Annotated in this window: 19 protein-coding genes and 2 riboswitches; of the genes, 2 read left to right on the top strand and 17 right to left on the bottom strand. The window is 40.7% G+C overall.

Annotation, left to right across the window (positions count from 1 at the left end):
* Positions 1-260: 260 nt before the first annotated feature.
* Positions 261-1,577: a 6-phospho-beta-glucosidase gene (locus ASE01S_RS04585; protein WP_067839074.1), complete on the top strand. Its 1,317-nt coding sequence runs from the start codon at positions 261-263 to the stop codon at positions 1,575-1,577.
* 307 nt (positions 1,578-1,884) lie between these two features.
* Here the strand turns inward: ASE01S_RS04585 and ASE01S_RS04580 are convergent, their stop codons facing one another.
* From ASE01S_RS04580 to ASE01S_RS04505, 16 genes are all read right to left on the bottom strand, one after another.
* Entirely contained in the window at positions 1,885-3,495 is a 1,611-nt protein-coding gene (locus ASE01S_RS04580; protein ID WP_067839071.1) for a hypothetical protein, read from the bottom strand.
* On the bottom strand, positions 3,488-4,279 hold the full coding sequence (locus tag ASE01S_RS04575) for an ABC transporter ATP-binding protein (protein WP_067839068.1): 792 nt from the start codon (positions 4,277-4,279) through the stop codon (positions 3,488-3,490). Before ASE01S_RS04575 ends, ASE01S_RS04580 begins: the two co-directional genes overlap by 8 nt.
* A gap of 298 nt (positions 4,280-4,577) precedes the next feature.
* The gene (gene purD, locus ASE01S_RS04570) at positions 4,578-5,828 is read right to left on the bottom strand and encodes a phosphoribosylamine--glycine ligase (protein ID WP_067839064.1); all 1,251 of its coding nucleotides are present in this window, start codon (positions 5,826-5,828) and stop codon (positions 4,578-4,580) included.
* Positions 5,829-6,056: 228 nt separating this feature from the next.
* Entirely contained in the window at positions 6,057-7,592 is a 1,536-nt protein-coding gene (gene purH / locus ASE01S_RS04565) for a bifunctional phosphoribosylaminoimidazolecarboxamide formyltransferase/IMP cyclohydrolase (RefSeq protein ID WP_067839061.1), read from the bottom strand.
* Positions 7,589-8,176 (bottom strand): phosphoribosylglycinamide formyltransferase, encoded by a 588-nt coding sequence (gene purN / locus ASE01S_RS04560; RefSeq protein WP_083512015.1) that lies wholly within the window; start codon positions 8,174-8,176, stop codon positions 7,589-7,591. Before purN ends, purH begins: the two co-directional genes overlap by 4 nt.
* Complete coding sequence (gene purM / locus ASE01S_RS04555; protein WP_067839058.1) at positions 8,166-9,194, bottom strand: phosphoribosylformylglycinamidine cyclo-ligase; 1,029 nt, start codon at positions 9,192-9,194, stop codon at positions 8,166-8,168. Before purM ends, purN begins: the two co-directional genes overlap by 11 nt.
* 19 nt (positions 9,195-9,213) lie before the next feature.
* The gene (gene purF, locus ASE01S_RS04550) at positions 9,214-10,626 is read right to left on the bottom strand and encodes an amidophosphoribosyltransferase (protein ID WP_067839055.1); all 1,413 of its coding nucleotides are present in this window, start codon (positions 10,624-10,626) and stop codon (positions 9,214-9,216) included.
* Positions 10,602-12,830, bottom strand: coding sequence for a phosphoribosylformylglycinamidine synthase subunit PurL (gene purL / locus ASE01S_RS04545; protein WP_067839052.1), 2,229 nt, complete (start codon positions 12,828-12,830; stop codon positions 10,602-10,604). The genes purF and purL overlap by 25 nt, the downstream gene beginning before the upstream one ends.
* Positions 12,814-13,497, bottom strand: coding sequence for a phosphoribosylformylglycinamidine synthase subunit PurQ (gene purQ / locus ASE01S_RS04540; RefSeq protein WP_067839049.1), 684 nt, complete (start codon positions 13,495-13,497; stop codon positions 12,814-12,816). The genes purL and purQ overlap by 17 nt, the downstream gene beginning before the upstream one ends.
* A complete protein-coding gene (gene purS / locus ASE01S_RS04535; protein WP_067839046.1) occupies positions 13,494-13,745 on the bottom strand; it encodes a phosphoribosylformylglycinamidine synthase subunit PurS in 252 nt (83 codons plus the stop codon). The genes purQ and purS overlap by 4 nt, the downstream gene beginning before the upstream one ends.
* Complete coding sequence (gene purC, locus ASE01S_RS04530) at positions 13,742-14,452, bottom strand: phosphoribosylaminoimidazolesuccinocarboxamide synthase (protein WP_067839043.1); 711 nt, start codon at positions 14,450-14,452, stop codon at positions 13,742-13,744. The genes purS and purC overlap by 4 nt, the downstream gene beginning before the upstream one ends.
* Before the next feature lie 66 nt (positions 14,453-14,518).
* Positions 14,519-15,814, bottom strand: a complete 1,296-nt coding sequence (purB, locus tag ASE01S_RS04525; RefSeq protein WP_067839040.1) for an adenylosuccinate lyase — start codon at positions 15,812-15,814, stop codon at positions 14,519-14,521.
* 13 nt (positions 15,815-15,827) lie between these two features.
* On the bottom strand, positions 15,828-16,952 hold the full coding sequence (purK, locus tag ASE01S_RS04520) for a 5-(carboxyamino)imidazole ribonucleotide synthase (RefSeq protein WP_067839037.1): 1,125 nt from the start codon (positions 16,950-16,952) through the stop codon (positions 15,828-15,830).
* On the bottom strand, positions 16,939-17,430 hold the full coding sequence (gene purE, locus ASE01S_RS04515) for a 5-(carboxyamino)imidazole ribonucleotide mutase (RefSeq protein ID WP_067839034.1): 492 nt from the start codon (positions 17,428-17,430) through the stop codon (positions 16,939-16,941). The genes purK and purE overlap by 14 nt, the downstream gene beginning before the upstream one ends.
* Before the next feature lie 634 nt (positions 17,431-18,064).
* A riboswitch (purine riboswitch) is annotated at positions 18,065-18,164 on the bottom strand.
* 81 nt (positions 18,165-18,245) lie between these two features.
* Positions 18,246-18,428 carry an NETI motif-containing protein gene (locus tag ASE01S_RS04510; RefSeq protein ID WP_245630320.1) on the bottom strand — a complete coding sequence of 61 codons (183 nt, stop codon included), beginning with the start codon at positions 18,426-18,428 and terminating at the stop codon, positions 18,246-18,248.
* On the bottom strand, positions 18,406-19,035 hold the full coding sequence (locus ASE01S_RS04505) for a DUF2179 domain-containing protein (protein WP_067839028.1): 630 nt from the start codon (positions 19,033-19,035) through the stop codon (positions 18,406-18,408). The genes ASE01S_RS04510 and ASE01S_RS04505 overlap by 23 nt, the downstream gene beginning before the upstream one ends.
* A gap of 114 nt (positions 19,036-19,149) precedes the next feature.
* On the opposite strand from ASE01S_RS04505, the gene ASE01S_RS04500 reads away from it, so the two are divergent.
* On the top strand, positions 19,150-19,560 hold the full coding sequence (locus tag ASE01S_RS04500) for an Hsp20/alpha crystallin family protein (protein WP_067839025.1): 411 nt from the start codon (positions 19,150-19,152) through the stop codon (positions 19,558-19,560).
* Between the two features lie 141 nt (positions 19,561-19,701).
* On the opposite strand, the gene ASE01S_RS04495 is transcribed toward ASE01S_RS04500, so the two are convergent.
* A complete protein-coding gene (locus ASE01S_RS04495; RefSeq protein WP_067839022.1) occupies positions 19,702-21,006 on the bottom strand; it encodes an NCS2 family permease in 1,305 nt (434 codons plus the stop codon).
* A gap of 188 nt (positions 21,007-21,194) precedes the next feature.
* Positions 21,195-21,295: riboswitch (purine riboswitch) on the bottom strand.
* Positions 21,296-21,368: the final 73 nt, after the last annotated feature.

Genomic DNA, 21,368 nt, shown 5'->3' with positions numbered 1-21,368 from the left:
AAATCAAAGTCAATGATAAAAATGGTTAAGATCTTACAAGGTCTTAACCATTTCCATTGCATCCAAACCATTCGCTGTTGAAATGGGGTCAAGCCCCTTTTCTCCACTTTCGCCAACCTAAAACATCCTGTTCCTAAAATGGAACAGGTTACTTTCGATGTGATATTAAACCGTTTTCAACTCCTTTATAGGCAAGCTTTCAGAGTTACGTTACAATAATAACGAATGGTATCAAACTTAGACTAATGGAGGGATTGCAAATGGTAAAAGGTTTAAAAGTAGCAACGATTGGTGGTGGCTCAAGTTATACACCTGAACTCATTGAAGGCTTTATCAAACGCTATGAAGAATTTCCGTTATCAGAGCTTTGGCTTGTTGATATTGAAGCAGGGAAAGAGAAATTAGAAATTGTCGGTAATTTGGCCAAGCGTATGGTTAAAAAAGCCGGTTTACCAATTGAGGTTCACTTAACACTTGATCGAGAAGCTGCGCTCAAAGATGCTGACTTTGTCACGACTCAGTTCCGTGTAGGATTGCTTGAAGCACGGGCCAAAGATGAACGTATTCCATTGAAATATAATGTACTTGGTCAGGAGACAAATGGTCCAGGAGGATTATTTAAAGGTCTGAGAACGATTCCTGTTATCCTTGATATATGTAAAGATATGGAACGTCTCTGTCCTGATGCTTGGTTAATTAACTTTACCAACCCGGCTGGAATGGTGACAGAAGCTGTTCTTCGCTATTCTAACATTGAAAAAGTCGTTGGTCTATGTAATGTGCCAATCGGAATTGAAATGGGGATTGCGAAGCTTCTTGAGGTTGATCATTCCCGTATCCACATCGATTTTGCAGGATTAAACCATATGGTTTATGGCTTAGATGTCTACCTCGACGGAGTAAGTGTTAAAGATAAAGTAATTAATCTATTAACGAATCCTGAGAATACCAGCTTTGTTAAAAATATCGAAGGACTAGGCTGGGAACCATCATTCATTCGGAGCCTTAATGTCTTAACCTGTCCGTATCATAATTATTACTATAAATCACAGGACTTCTTAGAAAAAACCAAAAAGGATGCTGAAGAAAAGGGAACACGAGCAGAAGTAGTGCTTAAGCTTGAAGAAGAATTATTCGAGCTTTATAAAGATCCTGATTTGAACATTAAACCACCTCAATTAGAAAAAAGAGGTGGAGCGTACTACTCAGATGCTGCTGTACGCTTAATCACATCTATTTATAATGACAAACGTGATATTCAGCCAGTTAATACACGTAATAATGGCGCAATTGCAAGTATCCCAGCTGATTCTGCCGTTGAAGTTAGTTCAGTGATCACAAAAGATGGTCCTAAACCCATTGCGATTGGAGATTTACCTGTAGCTGTTCGTGGACTTGTCCAGCAAATTAAGTCATTTGAGCGTATTAGTGCTGAAGCAGCTGTCACAGGAGATTACGATAAAGCAGTACTAGCTCTATCAATTAACCCGCTTACACCTTCTGATACAGTTGCTAAGCAAATTGTTGATGAAATGCTTGAAGCACACAAAGAACATCTACCACAATTTTTTAATTAAAACCTATCACAAGTACGATAAACACCCCATAAGTAAATCTTTTGGGGTGTTTATTTATCGCAGTGTAACTGGCTGATTGGTTCAACTTACGTTCAGTGCGGGAGAGATCTGACTAAGTTCGAGACGTCGTGTCGCAACGTCTGCACGAGCATATCCTATGCGTCGAAACCCCACTAAACGAAGTTTCACTTTCTGACTTGAATTTCTTGATATAGGGACAGAACGTATTGTTCATTACTCACAAATCGTGTACGCATACCATCGCCCCTCGACTTGTTTAATGACGTCCGGTAATTTGCACAGGCATTTATAGCATCTTTCTCCAAACAAGGTAATTGCACACCATTAATACGACCGCATAAATAATCAAGCCAATCGGAACTAGGTTCACTAGAAAATGGATCAGACCAAAAATTACGACAATAAGCATGGAAATAAACATTAACGCAGTGCTTGCTGATTCAACAAAGGAAAACGGCTCAGAAAATGGATATTTACCTTTATTAACTAAGAGATAACAAATGGCGGTAAATAGACAACCGATTAGAAAAATAATGGTACCATGCAGTAGCATGATTGGACCTGCTAAATAAATGAACACAAGTGATTGTACCAGAATTATCGGCATAAATAGCTGAACTAAACTAGCTTTTAAAGTAGCACGATAGAAAGTTTTAGTATCCTCAATAGGGACGACATGATAAAGCCAAGCTCCTTTGGCTTTACTCGAATACTTTAGCATATAGACAACTGTCGGAATCATCAGCACAGAAAAATATGCATACAGATAACTAAAGTGAAAATCTATCTCTGTTTCTTGACTGCCTAGTGTGAAAATCATAATAAATGGAAAGACCAGCGACAGCCCTAGCACAGGGTAAACTTTCAACTTAAATTCACGCTCTTTGCGGAGCATGGTTAACGCGAAGTGAAAGGCTGCATGTTCCTTTTGATCTCGACAGAGCCATTTCGACAAACCGTTCATTAGCTTTGATTTCTTTTGCTTTCTAGTATGAGTGGCAGACATTAACTTCTGCAAATTACGTTCAAAGGTTGGCATGAGCTTAAAGTATAGCCATAGAGCAAGTAAAGGGATAAAAATAGCGATCAATGCTGACAAAATCATTGCTAGGCTAGTATTTTGCAATAATATTAGCTCAAAGATAGCACTATACCACATTGGTGGTAACAACAAATGCCACCATTGCCATTCAAACGCTAACGTCATATCGATCATTTCAAACGATCGGGCAATCAATTGATAACCAACTACTATTCCAACCGTTAGCACAATCTGAATCGAATTGATCATGTTTCGTAACTTTTCACCATCAAAGAATTTCAGTACCAAAATATAAAAGATAGCAGTTAATACGATGCACAAAATACTAACGAAAATTAAGCTGATTATTAAGATTAGAGCAAAAGCGACCCCTTGGATCACAATACTAACTATTAACGGAATGAGTAACAATGCACCTGTCAATTGAGTCATATAGATAACAATATGGGTAAATTTTGCTACCGATAACGTTTTTGAATCAATCGGCTTCGTATCGAGAATAACCTTATCTCTCACATCTAATAAGACTGATGAAAAATCTGCAATCATTGAAGTCATGAGAATAAACATAACAATCGTAAACACAATACTTAATTGAAATAAATAGGCATCCCCCATAATCAAAAAGGGAATTAAGAATAAGCCGTAAAAAGCATAGAGTAGCAGTGACTTGACAAAGGGTGTTAATAAAGTATTTTCCTTCTGCCTACTGTCTTGCATAATGGTAGGAACTCGACGTTTATCCATCATTAATTTAAACCCGAGAACGAGCCGCAGCTTTTCGTAATCTGCCCCAAGTACCTTAAACAAGCCGCTAAAACGATCAAGAATTTTTAATGTTAAGGTATTATTCATCATGATCAGCTCCATGAATTAATCTGACTATCTCATCAGCAATCTGCTCATGACGATCAAAGCCTGTCAATTCATTGAAAATTTGTTCCAACGAACCCTCGCGGTTGGCTCTTAATTCTTCAAAGCTACCATCAGCCACAATGGTACCATTATTTAATAGTAAAATCCGATCACTGATTTTTTCGACAACGTCCATAATGTGTGAGGAATAAAAAATCGTTTTTCCTGAACGAGCCAATCGAGCCATAAGCTCTTTAATAATCATCACACTATTAGCATCTAATCCACTTAATGGCTCGTCAAAGAAGATTAAATCCGGATCATGTATCAGACTGGCGATAATCAGTAGTTTTTGTTTCATCCCCTTTGAGAATGTTTCAATACGAGAATGAAGCACATGCTTCATCTCAAATAGTTCGAGTAGATCGGTCAATTTCTGTTCAATAAGTTCGGCTTTCATTTCATACATTTGACCAACAAATGTTACGTACTCAAGGGCTGTTAAATCTTGATAGATTTCACCTGTCTCTGGCACGTAGCCAATTCGCTTTTTATATTGAACACTGGTCTCCCTAATATTTTGACCGAAAACAATAACATCTCCCTGATATTGCTCGATTAATCCAAGGATAATTTTTACCGTTGTACTTTTACCAGCACCATTTGGACCAATATAGCCAATGATCTGTCCTTTCTTCACCTTTAAATTAATCCGGTCAAGTACTTGTTTTCCGGCGAATGAAATGGATAAATCCCTCAATTCTAAAATGATTTCGTCTGACATAACCTGCCTCCTAAATATGTATTCTTCTTCCAGAATAACATATTTTCTATTTCTCTACTGCACTATCATCGTAAATATATTAGTCTTACAGAAAATTGATCCCTGTAGCTAAACGAGAAGATTCATGCAAAAAAGACTTAGAGCAGGCAGACCGGTCTGTAAAACAAGCCGTGCTTACAGATTGTCACGGCGATGTTTAGTTGACTGGAAAGCTGCACCAAGTCTTGATTCGCTCATTGTGAATGGTTGTCGTAGAATGAGTTATCATGCGTTATGTTCATCTTGCCTTATTATCCTACTATTCGAAATCTCCAATATCTTTCCGATAAAAGAATGCTTTGTTTTGATCAAACCTTTCCAGATAGTGATAAATATTAGCCTGTGCCCGTTTCAACGTTTGATTAATTGCTCCAACCAGCAGAACACGTCCTCCACTTGACTTAAACTGTTCAGCTTCTTTTACCGTACCTGCATGAATTAAGTAACATTGGTCATCGTCAGGTAAGTCGGGTAACGTGACACCCTTTCGATATTGATGAGGATAACCACTGGAAGCGACAACGGCACCAATGGCATAGCCTGCTCTCCATTCAAGCTTTGGGTCATTACCATTGTCAATATCCTCAATTACCTGAAGTAAATTATTTTTCAATAAAGGTAAGACAACCTGTGTTTCAGGGTCCCCAAATCGTGCATTAAATTCAATAACCTTAACCCCGTCTGCCGTCACAATTAATCCAGCATATAATACCCCTGTATAGGGACGACCTTCCGCAACCATTGCATTGGCGACCGGCTTTAAGATCGATTCAACTGCAAAACTTAGATGCTCTTGGTCTAAATCTGGTACAGGCGAATATGCTCCCATTCCACCAGTATTCGGTCCTTGATCACCATCAAAAGCACGTTTGTGATCACGTGCTGGAAGCATGGGATATACAGATTCACCATTAACAAAAGCAAATAAGGAGAATTCCTTACCTGCAAGAAATTCTTCAATGACAACACATGCACCCGCCTGACCAAAACGATTCGCCTCGAGCATATCATCAATAGCGGTTAGAGCTTGCTCCTCTGTCAAAGCCACTACAACCCCTTTACCTGCCGCAAGCCCGTCTGCTTTAATTACAATCGGTGCGCCCTTTTGTCTGATATAGGCCTTGGCTTGGTCGCTATTAGTAAAACTTTGGTAATTAGCGGTTGGGACTTGATATTTTTTCATGAGCGCTTTAGAAAAGTCCTTGCTTCCTTCAATCATCGCTGCTTCTTGAGTTGGTCCAAAAACGTTTAAGTTAGCTGCACGAAAAGCATTGACGATACCTAGCATCAATGGAAGCTCCGGGCCTACGATTGTCCAATCCATTTGCTCCTGTCTAGCAAAGTTAACCAACGCATCTATGTCTGTTTCTTTAATCGGGATACATTGTGCCTCTTCCGCGATCCCACCATTACCAGGTGCTACAAACATTTCCTCAACCCGTTCATCTTCTAACAGCTTCTTTACAAGCATATGTTCACGCCCACCGCTTCCAATCACGAGTACCTTCATTCAAATCCCCTCAATCTTATTAATGTTGAAAAATAACCTAAATCCGAGTGATCGTGAGATATAAAGTGAAACTTCGTTCAGTGGAATTTCCCCCACTGAACGTTAGTTGAACCAATCGGGCCGTTACTGGCTGTTAGATCTCCCGTGCTTATTCACCACTACCGATCATTGCTCAACTATTGCCACCTTGATTTGCCCGTTATTCAACAACTCTTTAAAGCTATCCGCTTAATGTTTAAAGTGACGCATCTCAGTCATCACCATAGCGATACCATGCTTATTACACATATCAATAGAGTCTTGATCACGCTTTGAGCCACCTGGCTGGATAATTGCCTTAATCCCTGCCTTGGCTGCATTCTCAACCGTATCTGGCATTGGGAAAAAGGCATCAGATGCTAGGACAGCACCCTGACTTTTAGCTCCTGCTTGGTCAAATGCAATTTGCGCTGCACCAACTCGATTCATTTGTCCTGCACCAACACCTATTGTTTGGTTATCTTTAGCCACTACAATCGCATTCGATTTAACATGCTTAACAACCTTCCAAGCAAATAATAGCTCAGCAAGCTCCTCTTCAGTTGGTGCGCGATCAGTCGCAACAGTAAGTGCATCTGGATCTAACTGACCGTTATCGCGATCTTGAATTAACAAACCACCTAAGACACTAACGACTTTTTTGGCATCACTTGCATCTGCTTTGAACGGTGTTTTTAAGAGACGAAGATTTGGCTTAACTGTTAAAATATCAAGTGCTTCTTGTGAAAAGCTCGGTGCAATGATGATTTCTAAGAAGATTTCCTTTAGTAAACTTGCTGTTGCTGCATCGACCTCACGATTTAATGCGACAATCCCCCCAAAGATAGAAACAGGATCTGCATCATAAGCTTTTCGAAAAGCATGTTCAATTGTGTCACCGATACCAACCCCACATGGGTTCATATGCTTAACGGCAACTGCGGCTGGCTGCTGGTCAAATTCAAGTACAATCTCAAGTGCAGCGTTCGCATCTTGAATGTTGTTATATGACAATTCCTTACCATGAAGCTGGTCAGCGTTTGCAATTGAACCACCTTTTATGATTGCTTCTTTATAAAATGCTGCGTTTTGATGAGGGTTCTCACCATAACGTAATGATTGAACCTTTTCATAGCTCAAGCTGATGGTTTCTGGAGCTGCTTCGTCTGTCAGTTCAGCAAAATACCCAGCGATTAATGCATCATAGTGTGCAGTGTGACGAAACACCTTGGCCGCTAACTTTTTCCGAAAAGCTAAGGAGTCGTCTCTGTTAGTAAGCTGATCAAGAACAGCATCGTAATCTACTGGATCCACCACCACTGTGACATCCCGAAAGTTCTTGGCTGCTGAACGAAGCATCGTTGGTCCACCAATATCAATATTTTCAATCGCATCAGTCTCCGTTACGCCAGACTTGGCGATTGTCTCTTTAAATGGGTACAAATTAACGGCTACGAGATCGATCGGTGTAATTGATCGCTCTTGTAGCTGTGCTTGATGTGCGGGATCATCACGTCGGGCTAATAAACCTGCATGAATAAAGGGATGAAGGGTCTTTACTCTACCATCAAGGATTTCATCAAATTGTGTTACAGCTGAAACTGATAAGGCTTCTAGCCCAGCATTAGTAAGAGCTTTTAGTGTCCCGCCAGTAGAGATGAGCTGATACCCTCGTTCAACTAAACCTTTTGCAAATGGTATTAAGTTCGTTTTATCTGACACACTCAACAAAGCACGTTTTTTCAAAGCTGTTTCCCCCTGTTAATTAATTGTTTAATGATTGTTGGATAAAGCTGATGCTCAACCTTTTGAATAGCAGATTGAAGATCAGCTTTTGACATATCCTCAGAAATAGTCACAGGCGCTTGAGCAATAATCTGTCCTGTATCCATTCCTGCATCTACATAATGAATGGTGACACCAGTTAGTTTAACCCCTGCTTCGATCGCCTGTCCAATTGCATCCAAACCTGGGAACGACGGTAGTAAAGAAGGGTGAATATTAATGATTTTTCCCTCATACCGATTTAATAATGTTTGTCCAATCAGTCTCATATAACCCGCTAGAATGATCCACTCAACACCCTTCACGCAAAGCTGTTGAATAATCTCCCGCTCAAAATCAGCTTTAGCTGAGTATTGCTTCGGATCAAAACTAAAAATTGGGGTCTGTTTTTTTTTGGCCTTCTCGATGACGGCTGCATTTGGACGATCACAGACTAGAATGGCCACCTCTGCTTCAAGTAAACCGTTGTTAATCGCAGCCATTATAGCATCATAATTACTGCCTGTACCGGAGGCAAATATCGCCAGCTTAGTTTTATGACTCAACAATCGTCACCCCTGACTGATTTGTGACCTGACCAATTATGAATGCTTCTTCACCAAAGTTCTGCAAAATATCAAGGGCACGATCTTTCTCAGCCTGGTCAACGATTACTGCCATACCAATCCCCATGTTAAAGACACCAAGCATGTCATTAAAAGTGAATCCACCCAGCTTCTGCAAATATGTGAAAATCGCTGGAATAGACCAACTTCCTGCTTTTATCTCGATCCCCAGAGTCCCTGGTAAGGCACGTGGTAAGTTCTCATAAAAACCACCACCGGTAATGTGACTGATTCCCTTGATCGTTAGGTTGGATTTTAATGATTGAATCGCCCTAACATATATTTTAGTTGGGGTCAGTAAGACCTCTCCGACTCGGGATCCTAACTGATCGACATGGGTGGTCAAATCGATCTGTGCCTCTGATAAAATTTTTCTAACAAGCGAAAAACCATTTGAATGCACACCACTAGAGCTAATTCCTATCACAGCATCACCTGCTGTTATCTGCTTGCCTGTGATGAGATCTGGTTTATTAGCCATTCCAACAACAAATCCAGCCAGGTCGTATTCATTCTCTTGATACATGCCAGGCATTTCGGCTGTTTCTCCGCCAACAATCGCCGTACCGCTTTCAGCACAGCCGTCAGCAATCCCTTTAACAATTTGCTCAATTTGAGTTGGATTGTTTTTACCACAGGCAATATAATCAAGGAAAAAAAGTGGATCAGCTCCTTGCGCAATAATGTCATTCACACACATGGCAACTAAATCAATCCCTACCGTATCATGTCGATTCAATTCAAAGGCAAGCTTTAGCTTGGTACCTACGCCATCCGTTCCTGAAATAAGAACAGGCTCTGGATAGCTAAAGCCAGATAGATCAAATAAGCCGGCAAAACTGCCAACACCACCTATTACCTCTTTCCGCTCCGTACGTTTAATATGCTTTTTCATTAACTCAACAGCTTGGTAGCCAGCATTAACATCGACACCTGCTGCTTTATACACGTCACTCATCCCGGTTCGCTCCTTTTGCTTAATCCTTGTAAGCTGGAATTATCGTATCTGGATATATTTCGGTAGGATAGTTGCCGGTAAAACAGGCCTGGCATACACCCTGTGTTATTGAATTCGGATCGGTAACGATCGATTTTTCGAGTCCTTCTGCGGATAAAAAAGCCAAGCTGTCAGCGCCAATTTGTTGACGCATCTCTTCGACCGAAAAGTTAGCTGCAATAAGCTCACTTTTTGTTGATGTATCAATGCCGTAATAGCACGGATTGACAATCGGCGGTGAAGCAATGCGAACATGTACCTCGGTCGCACCCGCTTCTTTCAGCAGGCGCACAATCCGTCGACTTGTTGTCCCCCTAACAATAGAATCATCAACCATCACGACACGCTTCCCTTCGACAATACCCCGAACTGGGGAAAGCTTCATCTTAACGCCTTGTTCTCTCAACTCTTGGGATGGTTGAATAAAGGTACGACCAACATAACGATTCTTAATCAAGCCCAACTCATACGGAATGCCACTTGCTTCCGAAAAGCCAATCGCAGCCGAAATACTTGAATCGGGTACACCAGTAACGACATCAGCCTCAACCATAGCTTCAGTGGCCAATTGTTTCCCCATCGTCTTACGACTCGCGTGAACATTTAATCCGTTCACATTACTATCAGGACGGGAAAAATACACATATTCCATTGAACAAAGGGTCCGTTTCATTGGGGAGCTAAAGGCTGTGGAGCGCATCCCATTCTCATCAATAATTAACAGCTCGCCTGGTTGTACTTCGCGTTCATAGGTTGCCCCAATTAAATCAAAGGCACAAGTCTCAGAAGCAATGACATAAGCATCACCAAGCATACCAATCGATAATGGCCTTAATCCCCTTGGATCTAAAGCGACAAACATTTTATTTTCGGTCAAAAAGGTAAACGCGTAAGCCCCTTTGACCATTCCTAATGCTTGCTTGATGGCTTCTTCAAGCTCCAAGTGACCACTTCGTTTTACTAAATGGGCAACAACCTCTGTATCAGAGGTTGTTTGCAAGATACTTCCTTGTGCTTCTAATTGTGTCTTTAAAGCAAAGGCATTAACAAGGTTACCATTATGTGCTAAAGCTAGGCTACTAGTCTGTGATCGAAAAACAAGAGGTTGAACATTCTCATAACCTCCCCCACCTAAGGTCGCATATCGGACATGGCCAATTGCTGCTTGACCTTTAAGGTTACGTATCTTTCCAGCTTCAAATACCTCATTAATTAAGCCCGTACCTTTATGGACATGGAGCTGTGCTCCATCACTAGACACAATTCCCGCTCCTTCTTGACCACGGTGCTGGAGGGCGTGTAGACCATAGTAAGCCATCTCGGCTGCCTTTTCATGTCCCCAAATAGCGAATACACCACATTCTTCATTTAAGCCTTTGATTTCAGCAAGCATGGTATAGCTCCCTTCCACTTTTGCTCTAGCTGGGCTATTTCACTATCAATAATCAGCTTTTGATCGACCGTAACAACCAGTTTGGCAGCATCCGTTACCAGACCAATTACCTCCGTATCGTCTACTAAATTAACAAAGTCAGCTAGATCAGTTTCTTTAATTGAAACAACGAAGCGTGATTGTGTCTCACTAAATAAAGCAGTGGTCGGATCACCGTTAAGTTCAATCTTAGCTCCTAAACCAGATGGATTAAATAAGCTTTCACTTAGCGCGACAGCTAAGCCACCTTCTGAAATATCATGGGCAGATTGGATAAGTCCGGCTTGAATGGCCTTTAACAGTTGGCTTTGCCGCTTAGCCTCAATCTCTAAATCTAGTGTCGGGGCATGGCCAAAGTATTTACCTTCTAATAGATTCTGCAATTCGCTCCCACCAAACTCCGGTTTTGTCTCCCCAATAACGATAATGAGATCACCAGGCTGTTTAAAGGAGGATGTCGTAATATGTTGAGTGGATTCATGTAGACCTACCATCCCGACAATCGGTGTTGGAAAGATCGCCTGTCCATTCGATTCATTATATAAGGAAACATTGCCACTAATCACAGGCGTATTGAGAGCCAAGCTGGCCTCAGCCATCCCTTCAACACTTTGTTCCATTTGCCAAAAGTTCTCTGGTTTATCTGGATTACCGAAATTCAAACCATCGGTAAGGGCTAGCGGCTTAGCTCCAGAAGATACAATGTTTCTGGCTGCTTCAGCTACCGCAATTTGTCCCCCTGTTCGAGGGTCCAAATAAATATACCGTGCATTACAGTCTGTAGTGATTGCAATAGCTTTATCATAATCCCGGATGCGAATAACCGCAGCATCTGATCCTGGAGCTACAGCTGTGTTCGCTTGCACCATTGAGTCATATTGATCATAGACATATTCTTTACTAGCGATCGTAGGTTGAGCCAATAACTGCTCCAACACTTGTTGATGGTTATCTACTGCTGGAAGATAGGCAGGCATGGCTTGGAAAGCCTGATAATATTCAGGCACCTTTGCTGGCTTATGGTAAACAGGTGCATCTTCTGCTAATGTATCAACAGGAATATCACATACGACCTTACCTTGATGTTGTAAACGAAATTGCTTATCAGCCGTTACTTTCCCGACAGCAACAGCTTCTAATGAATATTTCTCAAATATGTCGATAATTTCTTGTTCCCGTCCTTTTGTGACTACGAGCAACATCCGTTCTTGAGATTCAGACAGCATCATTTCATACGCAGACATATTCGCTTCCCGTTGTGGGATCAAATCTAAGTTCAACTCTAAACCCATCCCAGCTTTACTCGCCATCTCACTTGCTGATGAAGTTAAACCAGCTGCTCCCATGTCTTGAATGCCAACCAGAGCATCAGATTGAATTGCTTCAAGGCATGCTTCAATAAGCAGTTTCTCCATAAATGGATCACCGACTTGAACATTTGAACGTTTACTCTCAGAATCTTCTGTAAGGTCTTCAGAAGCGAAGGTAGCACCATGGATACCGTCACGACCCGTTTTTGAGCCAACATAGAGTACCGTATTGCCAAGGCCGGCCGCAATACCCTGTTGGATGTCCTTATGATCAATCAAACCTACACACATCGCATTCACTAGCGGGTTCCCTTCATAACAATCGTCAAATTGAACCTCACCTCCGACTGTTGGGACCCCTACACAATTGCCGTAGCCAGCAATCCCATGTACAACTTCTTCAAAAAGATATTTCACCCTTCCAGTTGTAAGCTGACCAAAACGAAGTGAGTTAAGCACAGCAATTGGTCTTGCTCCCATTGAGAAAATATCACGAATTATTCCCCCTACACCTGTTGCTGCACCTTGATAAGGCTCAACTGCCGAGGGATGATTATGACTCTCTATCTTAAAAGCAACAGCTTGACCGTCACCTATATCAACAATTCCAGCACCTTCCCCCGGTCCCTGTAGTACATGAGGACCTTTGGTAGGGAACTTGCGGAGTAATGGCTTAGACGTTTTATAGCTACAATGCTCTGACCACATCACTGAGAAAATACCCGTTTCAGTGAAATTTGGTCTTCTACCTAAAATACGGACAATCGATTGATACTCTTCATCAGTTAAGCCCATTTCACGATAATGTTTCTCTGCTTCAATCAACTCTGGGCTTATTTCAAGCGTTTGTAACATAGCTGTCCCTCCAATTTGCAAGCAATGATTTAAATAGCTGTAAACCATCCTCACTACCCAGAATCCCCTCTGTTGCCCGTTCCGGGTGTGGCATCATACCAAGAACGTTGCCTTGTTGATTAATAATTCCGGCAATATCGGCAACCGAACCATTCGGATTGTTTTGATACGTAAAGACAATTTGATTATTGGCTTTTAGTTGATTTAGCGTCTCATCGTCACAAAAGTAATTTCCTTCGCCGTGAGCAATGGGGATCGAAATAACTTGACCTTGTGCATATTCAGATGTGAAAATGGTCCGATTGTTTTGGACTACTAGATTTTCATGATGACAGATAAACTTTAAATCTTTATTTCGTAAAAGCGCACCTGGCAATAAACCAGCTTCTAGCAATATTTGAAATCCATTACACACCCCCAGAATAGGCGTTCCTTTCTCTGCTTCACGGTGTAATGATTGAACCATTTCTGATGTTGAGGCAATCGCGCCGCAGCGTAAATAGTCTCCGTATGAAAACCCCCCAGGAATTAAGATCGCATCATAGCTAGTCAGATCTGTATCTTGATACCAGACCAAATCGGCGTCTTCTCCTAATGCGTCCTTAGCAGCATAGTACATATCACGGTCACAATTAGAGCCTGGGAAAACAATCACAGCAAATTTCACTGCACAATCCCCTCCTCTATTGTATAGCGATAATTCTCAATAACAGGGTTAGCAAGCAGCTTCGCACACATCTCTTCGACCCGAGCTTCAACATTATCGGTATCATTTATGGTTAACTCAATAAGTTTGCCTACTCGTACATCTTCTACTCCTGCAAATCCTAGTGTGGTTAATGATCCAGCAACAGCCTTACCCTGTGGATCAAGAACACCTTCTTTTAATGTAATGTGAATGCTAACTTTTATCATTTTGCTGCCTCCAGTCGCTGTAAAATATGGTCATAGACGATCATTAAATCACCGGTACCTTGCCGAAAAACATCTTTATCCATCCTTGCTCCTGAATCAACATCCCAAAGCCGACAGGTGTCTGGCGAGATTTCATCAGCTAGGACGAGCTCTCCTGTTTGTTTGCGACCAAACTCTAGTTTGAAATCGACTAGGTTAAGTCCAATCGTGGCAAAGAAGGTCTTGAGCACATCATTTACTTTTAGGGCGTAGCTTTTTATTTGTTCAAGCTCGTTCTCTGCTGCATCCGTTAAAAGTAAAGCATGTTGTTCATTAATTAACGGATCGTCTAATGCATCTTCTTTATAGAAAAACTCAATCAGTGGCGGGCTAAAAGGGGTTTTTTCTTTAAATCCTAGCCGCTTGACAATACTTCCTGTTGCTAAATTTCTAACGACAACTTCTATTGGAATAATTGTTGTACGTTCAACTAGCTGCTCTGTCTCGTTGATCGCTCTAATAAAGTGGCTAGGGACCCCTTTTGCAGCTAAATGCTGAAAAAGTTCAGCTGAGATCAGGTTATTGTAGCGTCCTTTCCCCTCAAAAATCGCCTTTTTCTTTCCATTAAAGGCTGTGGCATCATTTTTATAGGAAAGTATTAGCTGATCTGGCTGCTGTGTTGTAAATACCTTTTTTGCCTTTCCCTCATACAGCAAATCTTTTTTCATAAAAGCTACATCCCTTCATTTTTAAGTGCTCATGCTCGATGAGAGATTATCCATGCACTGACTTACTTATGCTAAGCCAATACGCTCAAAAATTTGATCAACATTCTTCAAGTGATACGTATAATCAAAGCAATCATCCAGCTGCTCTTTTGATAAAACCGATGTAATACGTTCCTCTTGTTCGATGAGTGTTCTAAAGTGTGTCCCTGTTTCCCAAGCTTTCATCGCATTCGGCTGAACTAAATCATAGGCCACCTCACGGCTCATACCTTGGTCAATTAAAGATAATAACACCCGCTGAGAGAAAATAACGCCATGGGTACGATCAATATTGCGTTTCATATTATCAGGAAAGACGGTTAAATTTTTCACAATGGTACTAAAGCGATTCAGCATATAATTAAGCGCAATCGTTGCGTCAGGTAAAATGACGCGTTCTGCTGATGAATGCGAAATATCACGCTCATGCCAAAGGGTGACATTTTCATAAGCTGTCATCATATAACCGCGAATGACACGTGCCATTCCGGTCATGTTTTCTGAACCAATTGGGTTCCGTTTATGAGGCATTGCTGATGACCCTTTTTGCCCCTTGGCAAAAAACTCTTCCACTTCTCGTGTTTCGGTCTTCTGTAAACCGCGAATTTCAGTAGCAAATTTCTCGATTGAGCTTGCAATAAGAGCTAACACTGACATATATTGGGCATGACGATCCCGTTGTAGTGTTTGTGTAGAAACGGGTGCAGGCTTCAAACCAAGCTTTTCACAAACATATGCTTCAACCTTCGGATCAATATTGGCATATGTACCAACTGCACCCGAAAGCTTACCAGTTTCAATCACCTCTGCAGCTGCATTAAAGCGTTCCAGATTTCGCTTCATCTCTTCATACCAAAGAGCCATCTTTAAACCAAAGGTCGTCGGCTCAGCATGAACGCCATGCGTACGCCCCATCATAACCGTATGCTTATGCTCGATCGCCTTATTTTGAAGAATTTCAATAAATTGCTCGATATCCCGACGAATGATTGTATTGGCTTGTTTTAATAAATAGGAAAGAGCTGTATCCACTACATCCGTTGATGTTAAGCCATAATGGACCCACTTTTTTTCCTCTCCTAAGGTTTCAGAAACAGCTCTGGTAAAAGCGACAACATCATGTCTTGTTTCTTGCTCAATTTCTAAAATACGATCAATATCAAAAGAAGCATGTTGCCTAATTTTCTCAACATCTGCTTTGGGGATGATCCCAAGCTCACTCCATGCCTCACATGCTAGAATTTCTACTTCTAACCAGGCTTGATATTTGTTCTCGTCTGTCCAAATTGATCCCATCTCGGGTCTAGTATAACGTCCAATCATTTTGTAAATCCTCCTAAATTAAGCTCTCGGTTTTTAATTGATCCAAAAGTTGATCAAGCTCCTGACCAACAAAGGTTACGTGCCCGACTTTTCGTTTCAATTTGATTTCATCCTTGCCATACATGTGGACATGGCCTTGATTTAGTCGGTTAACATCCGTAAAGTAATCATTCAGATTGTCTCCCAGTAGATTAACCATTACCGCTGCCCCATGAAAATGTACTGGCAGTAACGGTAATCCACAGATGGCACGAATATGCTGTTCAAATTGTGAGACATTACAGGCTTCAATCGTATAATGCCCCGAATTATGTGGTCGAGGTGCCAGTTCATTAATATAAATGTCAGTATTTTTGACAAATAATTCAATCGCAAATGTACCAACAACATCTATTGTCTCAGCAATGGCTACAGCTGCCTGCTTCGCTCGCTCAATAACAATAGGTTCGACACGTGCTGGCACAATAGTGGTATGCAGAATATGATCACGATGAATATTCTCACCAATTGGAAAAAAGATGATCTGACCATTTTTGGCTCGTGTAAATACAACAGATATTTCACAATCAAAGTCAACCCACGCTTCATAAATTAACCGATCACTTTCCGCTAATAAAGACTTGGCATGATGCAAATCTGCATGAGTTGCAAGTTTGATTTGCCCTTTGCCATCATAGCCACCACGACATGTTTTCACGACAGCTGGAAACCCAATTGTCTCTGTCGCTGTCTTTAAATCCACTTCATTACTAACGATTGAAAACGGGGCTACTGGTTGGTTACTTTTGACCATCGCTTGCTTCTCTTTTTCACGATCTTGCGTGATTTCAAGTGAATGAGCTCCCTGTGGTAGCAGTCCTTCTAATTCGAGATAGCGTGCGGCTGATAAATCGACATTTTCAAATTCATAAGTAACCACATCAGATCGTTCAGCTAATTGCTTAACAGCATCAAGGTCATCATATGATGCGACAATTTGCTGATCGGCAATTTGTGCGGCCGGGCAATTTGGTGTAGGATCTAAGACAATTAAGCGATAACCCATATGCCTCGCCATCGTCGCCATCATTCGACCAAGCTGTCCGCCTCCAATAATTCCAATCGTTTCTCCGTAAAGTCGTGGTTTATTGTTCTGCAAGCTGATCCCTCATCTCTGATACCTTTTCTCGCATTTCAGCCTGATAGGTCATTAATCGGTCTGCTAATGCTTGATCATCTGTCGCCAAAATTTGTGCAGCGAGTAGGCCTGCATTTTTTGCACCAGCGCTACCAATTGCTACCGTAGCAACAGGAACACCAGCTGGCATTTGGACAATTGATAATAGTGAATCAAGACCGTTTAATGCTTTCGATTGTACAGGGACACCGATGACCGGTAAAATAGTTTTGGCCGCTACCATTCCAGGTAAATGAGCCGCTCCGCCTGCACCAGCAATAATAACCTTTAAACCTTTGCCATGCGCCGTCTCTGCATAAGAAAACATATCTTCTGGAGTTCGATGAGCAGAAATCACTTCTTTTTGATAGTCAATGTTTAGATAGTCTAGTACTTCGCACGTATGAACCATCGTTTGCCAGTCAGAAATACTTCCCATAATGACACCTACTTGAGCCAAGCCAATCCCCCATTTCTATTTGTAAAAAATGCTTGTTTGCTATCACTTTCTAACTAGTTAGAACGCATTAAGACGTAATGTCTCCTTCATAAGCTATGAATAAGAATAAGTCTAGCCCCGTATTGTTACCGGAAATAGATAAGCCATAGCTAAATCCTAATCCAACATAGGAAAATTTTGGTTTTTCTTATCCTTTAGTCTGATAAAAGGAAACTTCGTTCAGTAGTTTTTTTCCATATACCACGGAACGTTAGTTGAACCAATCGTGCCGTTACTGGCTCTTGGATCTCCCACTTAGAAATGACGGTATCCCCTTATTTCTTGAAGTTGGAGTCTTACAAAAGCCCTTCGATGGGGCGAGTAATCGCAGCCCTAGCCAGTTACACTGCGGTAAGTAAACTTGCTTTCTTAAAATACGATAAAAAAACCTATTCATCCCCTCATCGTTTAGAGAGAAGATGAATAGGTCGACTTAAACCCACCGCTAAAATCTATGATATAGACAAGCAGGTAGCATTGACAATAAATCGATCTTGAACAGGTTATGACCTTATAGCTTCAATGATGATGATATCGTTACACCAAAAAAAGCATACGACAAATAAGGCATGACTGTCACAAAAAAGAGCGGTTGTCATGTATCATCTTCCCTCATAGTCCGTTATTTACGGTAACGGGTAGAAACGTTTGAGCCCTATTCTCAAATTTATATGAGGTAAGTTTTAATTATAATTTTTTATCATTTCTGCATGTTAATCATAACAAGGAAGCAGCCATTAGTCAACGAATATCGAACAATCACTTAGGATTAGTTTTTATTGTTCGTTTTTAACTGCTTCAAAGTAGAGTTGTCGTCCAATCGGTTCTAAATGGCTTTCTCCTTTTATCATCACCTCTTTAAACACAGGTTTTTCCACACGTTTAATCGGCAGATAGCCTTCCTCTTTTATCCTTGCTAAACAGGAATCAATGCTCTCATTGTTTTTTAACTCGAACATTTTCTTCTGATGCTTTTTCTTTGATTGCATCTGCTGTTGTTTCATTCGTCTCTGTTTCTTGGACACTTCGTTTAATCTTCCCTTTCTTAACCTGTTTAACCCAAAAACCACCATTAATGTGCTTAGGCTCATATGAGATGATAAATGCTTTCGGGTCAATCCGTTTAATCGTTTCGTACAAATTCAATTCATATTTACGTGGTGTCAGTATCTGCATGGCTAAACGATCACCATCCATCCCATATGCTTGCCAGCTTGTCACTCCATAGCCCTTCTCTCTTACTTGCTTGGTTAGATCAAGCTCGGGGTTTGAAGAAATAACGTTGACGGTTATATAGCCCAGCGCTAGCCGTTCTTCTATTTTAGAACCAACAATAACACCAATTCCATAACCTAATCCATAAGCAATTAAGTTTTCGATTCGATCAATATTGTCTAGCACCAGTCCTAACCCCAATGTATAAATGACAATTTCAATAGCACCAATGGTTGCTGCAATATACTTTTGTCCCTTTAAGGTTAGGATAACCCTTACAGTTGAAAAGGAGACATAGATAATATTTATCGCCAATATGATAATAATCATGGTTATGGCATTTTCAAGCATTTTAATCCCCTCCTATCCGCTATTCTATACAAGTAAAGGACATTTTTCCAATGAACCTTATTATTTAATTAGGCATATGCTATCACTAGATCATCGACAAGGAGGCCAATCTTTATGCAACAATGGAAAAAAAATTTTGATCATTTCTTTGGCGATCAGTTTTGGTACTCATTTGAACATTTATTAAAACCACCAATCCCCCAGACAAATATTTATCAAGCTGATAAAGAAATCACTTGTTATGTTAACATCCCCGGTTTGGATGATGTCAATGATATTAAACTTTATATAAAAGGAAGTCGACTCTTTATTATCGGAGAAATAGCGCTTAGTGAAACAGAAGGTCAATTAGTTCAAGAAGAAATTTTGCACGGAGCATTTGAACGTACAATTGACTTACCTTACCCCGTTCGACCAGATCAAATTAGTGCCACTTATCGAGCAGGATTACTGATCATTCGATTACATCGCCTGATCGATAGCAACGAACCAACGACCACTATTGATATTACGAGTATGGATTAACCTATGATTAAATATGACTTACTGCTAAATGAAGATCAAGTGGGCAATGACTAATTTTGTTTGCAGGACACAAATCACTACCCACTTCAAAAAAAAAGCGTATGATCTGGAGATAAACTAGATCATAGCGCTTTTTTCTCATTATTCAGCTAAAAATACAAGGTAGAGGACAAAAATAATGGCTAATGCCCACATGAGAGGATGTACTTTTTTCGCTTTACCACTAGCAACCATTGTAATGGGATAGAACGTAAACCCTACCGCAATCCCTGTTGCAATACTGTAGGAAAGTGGCATAATGATAATCGTTAAGAAGGCTGGAACGGCTACTGCGAAATCTTCCCACTCAATTTCTTTTAGTGCTGTCGCCATCATAACCCCAACGATAATTAATGCTGGTGCTGTTACAGCTGATGTGACCACATCTAACAGTGGTGAGAAAAATAATGATAGGATAAAGAACAGAGCGGTAAAAACTGCTGTTAATCCTGAACGTCCTCCAGCACTAACGCCAGTTGCTGACTCTACATAAGCCGTTGTAGTTGATGTTCCAAGAACTGAGCCTACAACTGAAGCAGAGGCATCCGCAAGTAAGGCCTTATTTGCTCTTGGCAATTCATTTCCCTTCATGATTCCAGCCTTTTTAGCCACAGCCACTAATGTACCGGCTGTGTCAAAGAAGTCAACAAATAAAAAAGTTAAGATAACCGCCACCATTTCAATACTAAAGAGATCGCCAAGGTTTAAGAAAGCTTGTCCAAAGGTAGGTGTTAAACTCGGTGCTAAGGAAAAAATTCGAGTTGGTAGCGGAACTAAGCTAAATACCATCCCTGCCACTGCCGTAATCACCATACCATAGAAAATCCCACCATTAACCTTCAACACAATTAAAATTACGGTGATGATTAAGCCGAAAATAGCTAAAGCAGTTGGACCATTGGTTAGATCACCAAGTGTTGCTACCGTAGCTGAATCCGCTACAATAATACCAGCATTTTGAAAGCCAATAAATGCGATAAACAGACCAATACCTGCTCCTACAGCTTGTTTCAGTGCCGCTGGAATTGTGTTAATAATTTTTTCACGTACACCTGATATAGATAAAAGCATAAAAAGGATCCCTGAAACAAAAATTGCGCTTAGTGCTGTTTGCCATGGAATGCCATAGCCAAGTACAACTGTGTAGGCAAAAAATGCATTTAGTCCCATACCAGGTGCTAATGCAACTGGGTATTTAGCATATAATCCCATCATTAATGTACCAATTGCAGCTGCGATTGCAGTCGCCGTAAATACAGCCCCTGCATCCATTCCAGTTCCTTCCGCTGCTAATGTAGATGGGTTAACAAACAAAATATAAGCCATTGATAAAAATGTTGTTAATCCAGCAATAAACTCCGTTTTAACGTTTGTACCTAACTGGTCTAACTCAAAATATTTCTTCATGTTACTTCTTCCCTTCTTTTCGTCGTTAGGAAATACCAAGTTCCATGGAAAAGGCTATTTCTTGTATTATGAGCCCAGACCCGTCCAACCCCTATAACACAAATAGCACACTCCTAAGTATAATCAAGAGTGTGCTAGCTATTCAGAAGTAGAAAAACTAAATAATAAAAATAAGTATAAAAAGACCTATTTTTTCTATTCTTCTGCGTAGACAGACCATTTACGGTGGTCGGTAGAAACTCTAGAGCCATATTCTCAAGATTATACGACGATTGATTCAATTATTTTTAGTACATGACTAACTATACTAAGGAAGTATAAATGCGTCAAGACCTATTGACGGATATTTTTTAAAAATAACT

It is taken from the genome of Amphibacillus sediminis NBRC 103570 (assembly GCF_001552275.1).
Classification (GTDB): Bacteria; Bacillota; Bacilli; order Bacillales; family Amphibacillaceae; genus Amphibacillus_B; species Amphibacillus_B sediminis.
Note: the sequence above shows the minus strand (reverse complement) of the source record. Positions and strands in the feature narration are given on the sequence as shown.

What these genes read in the sequence shown, in the direction of transcription:
- ASE01S_RS04585 (WP_067839074.1), top strand. Translation starts at nt 261, where the DNA reads ATGGTAAAAGGTTTAAAAGTAGCAACGATTGGTGGTGGCTCAAGTTAT.
- ASE01S_RS04580 (WP_067839071.1), bottom strand. Translation starts at nt 3,495, where the DNA reads ATGAATAATACCTTAACATTAAAAATTCTTGATCGTTTTAGCGGCTTG.
- ASE01S_RS04575 (WP_067839068.1), bottom strand. Translation starts at nt 4,279, where the DNA reads ATGTCAGACGAAATCATTTTAGAATTGAGGGATTTATCCATTTCATTC.
- purD (WP_067839064.1), bottom strand. Translation starts at nt 5,828, where the DNA reads ATGAAGGTACTCGTGATTGGAAGCGGTGGGCGTGAACATATGCTTGTA.
- purM (WP_067839058.1), bottom strand. Translation starts at nt 9,194, where the DNA reads ATGAGTGACGTGTATAAAGCAGCAGGTGTCGATGTTAATGCTGGCTAC.
- purF (WP_067839055.1), bottom strand. Translation starts at nt 10,626, where the DNA reads ATGCTTGCTGAAATCAAAGGCTTAAATGAAGAATGTGGTGTATTCGCT.
- purL (WP_067839052.1), bottom strand. Translation starts at nt 12,830, where the DNA reads ATGTTACAAACGCTTGAAATAAGCCCAGAGTTGATTGAAGCAGAGAAA.
- purS (WP_067839046.1), bottom strand. Translation starts at nt 13,745, where the DNA reads ATGATAAAAGTTAGCATTCACATTACATTAAAAGAAGGTGTTCTTGAT.
- purC (WP_067839043.1), bottom strand. Translation starts at nt 14,452, where the DNA reads ATGAAAAAAGATTTGCTGTATGAGGGAAAGGCAAAAAAGGTATTTACA.
- purB (WP_067839040.1), bottom strand. Translation starts at nt 15,814, where the DNA reads ATGATTGGACGTTATACTAGACCCGAGATGGGATCAATTTGGACAGAC.
- ASE01S_RS04510 (WP_245630320.1), bottom strand. Translation starts at nt 18,428, where the DNA reads ATGTTCGAGTTAAAAAACAATGAGAGCATTGATTCCTGTTTAGCAAGG.
- ASE01S_RS04505 (WP_067839028.1), bottom strand. Translation starts at nt 19,035, where the DNA reads ATGCTTGAAAATGCCATAACCATGATTATTATCATATTGGCGATAAAT.
- ASE01S_RS04500 (WP_067839025.1), top strand. Translation starts at nt 19,150, where the DNA reads ATGCAACAATGGAAAAAAAATTTTGATCATTTCTTTGGCGATCAGTTT.
- ASE01S_RS04495 (WP_067839022.1), bottom strand. Translation starts at nt 21,006, where the DNA reads ATGAAGAAATATTTTGAGTTAGACCAGTTAGGTACAAACGTTAAAACG.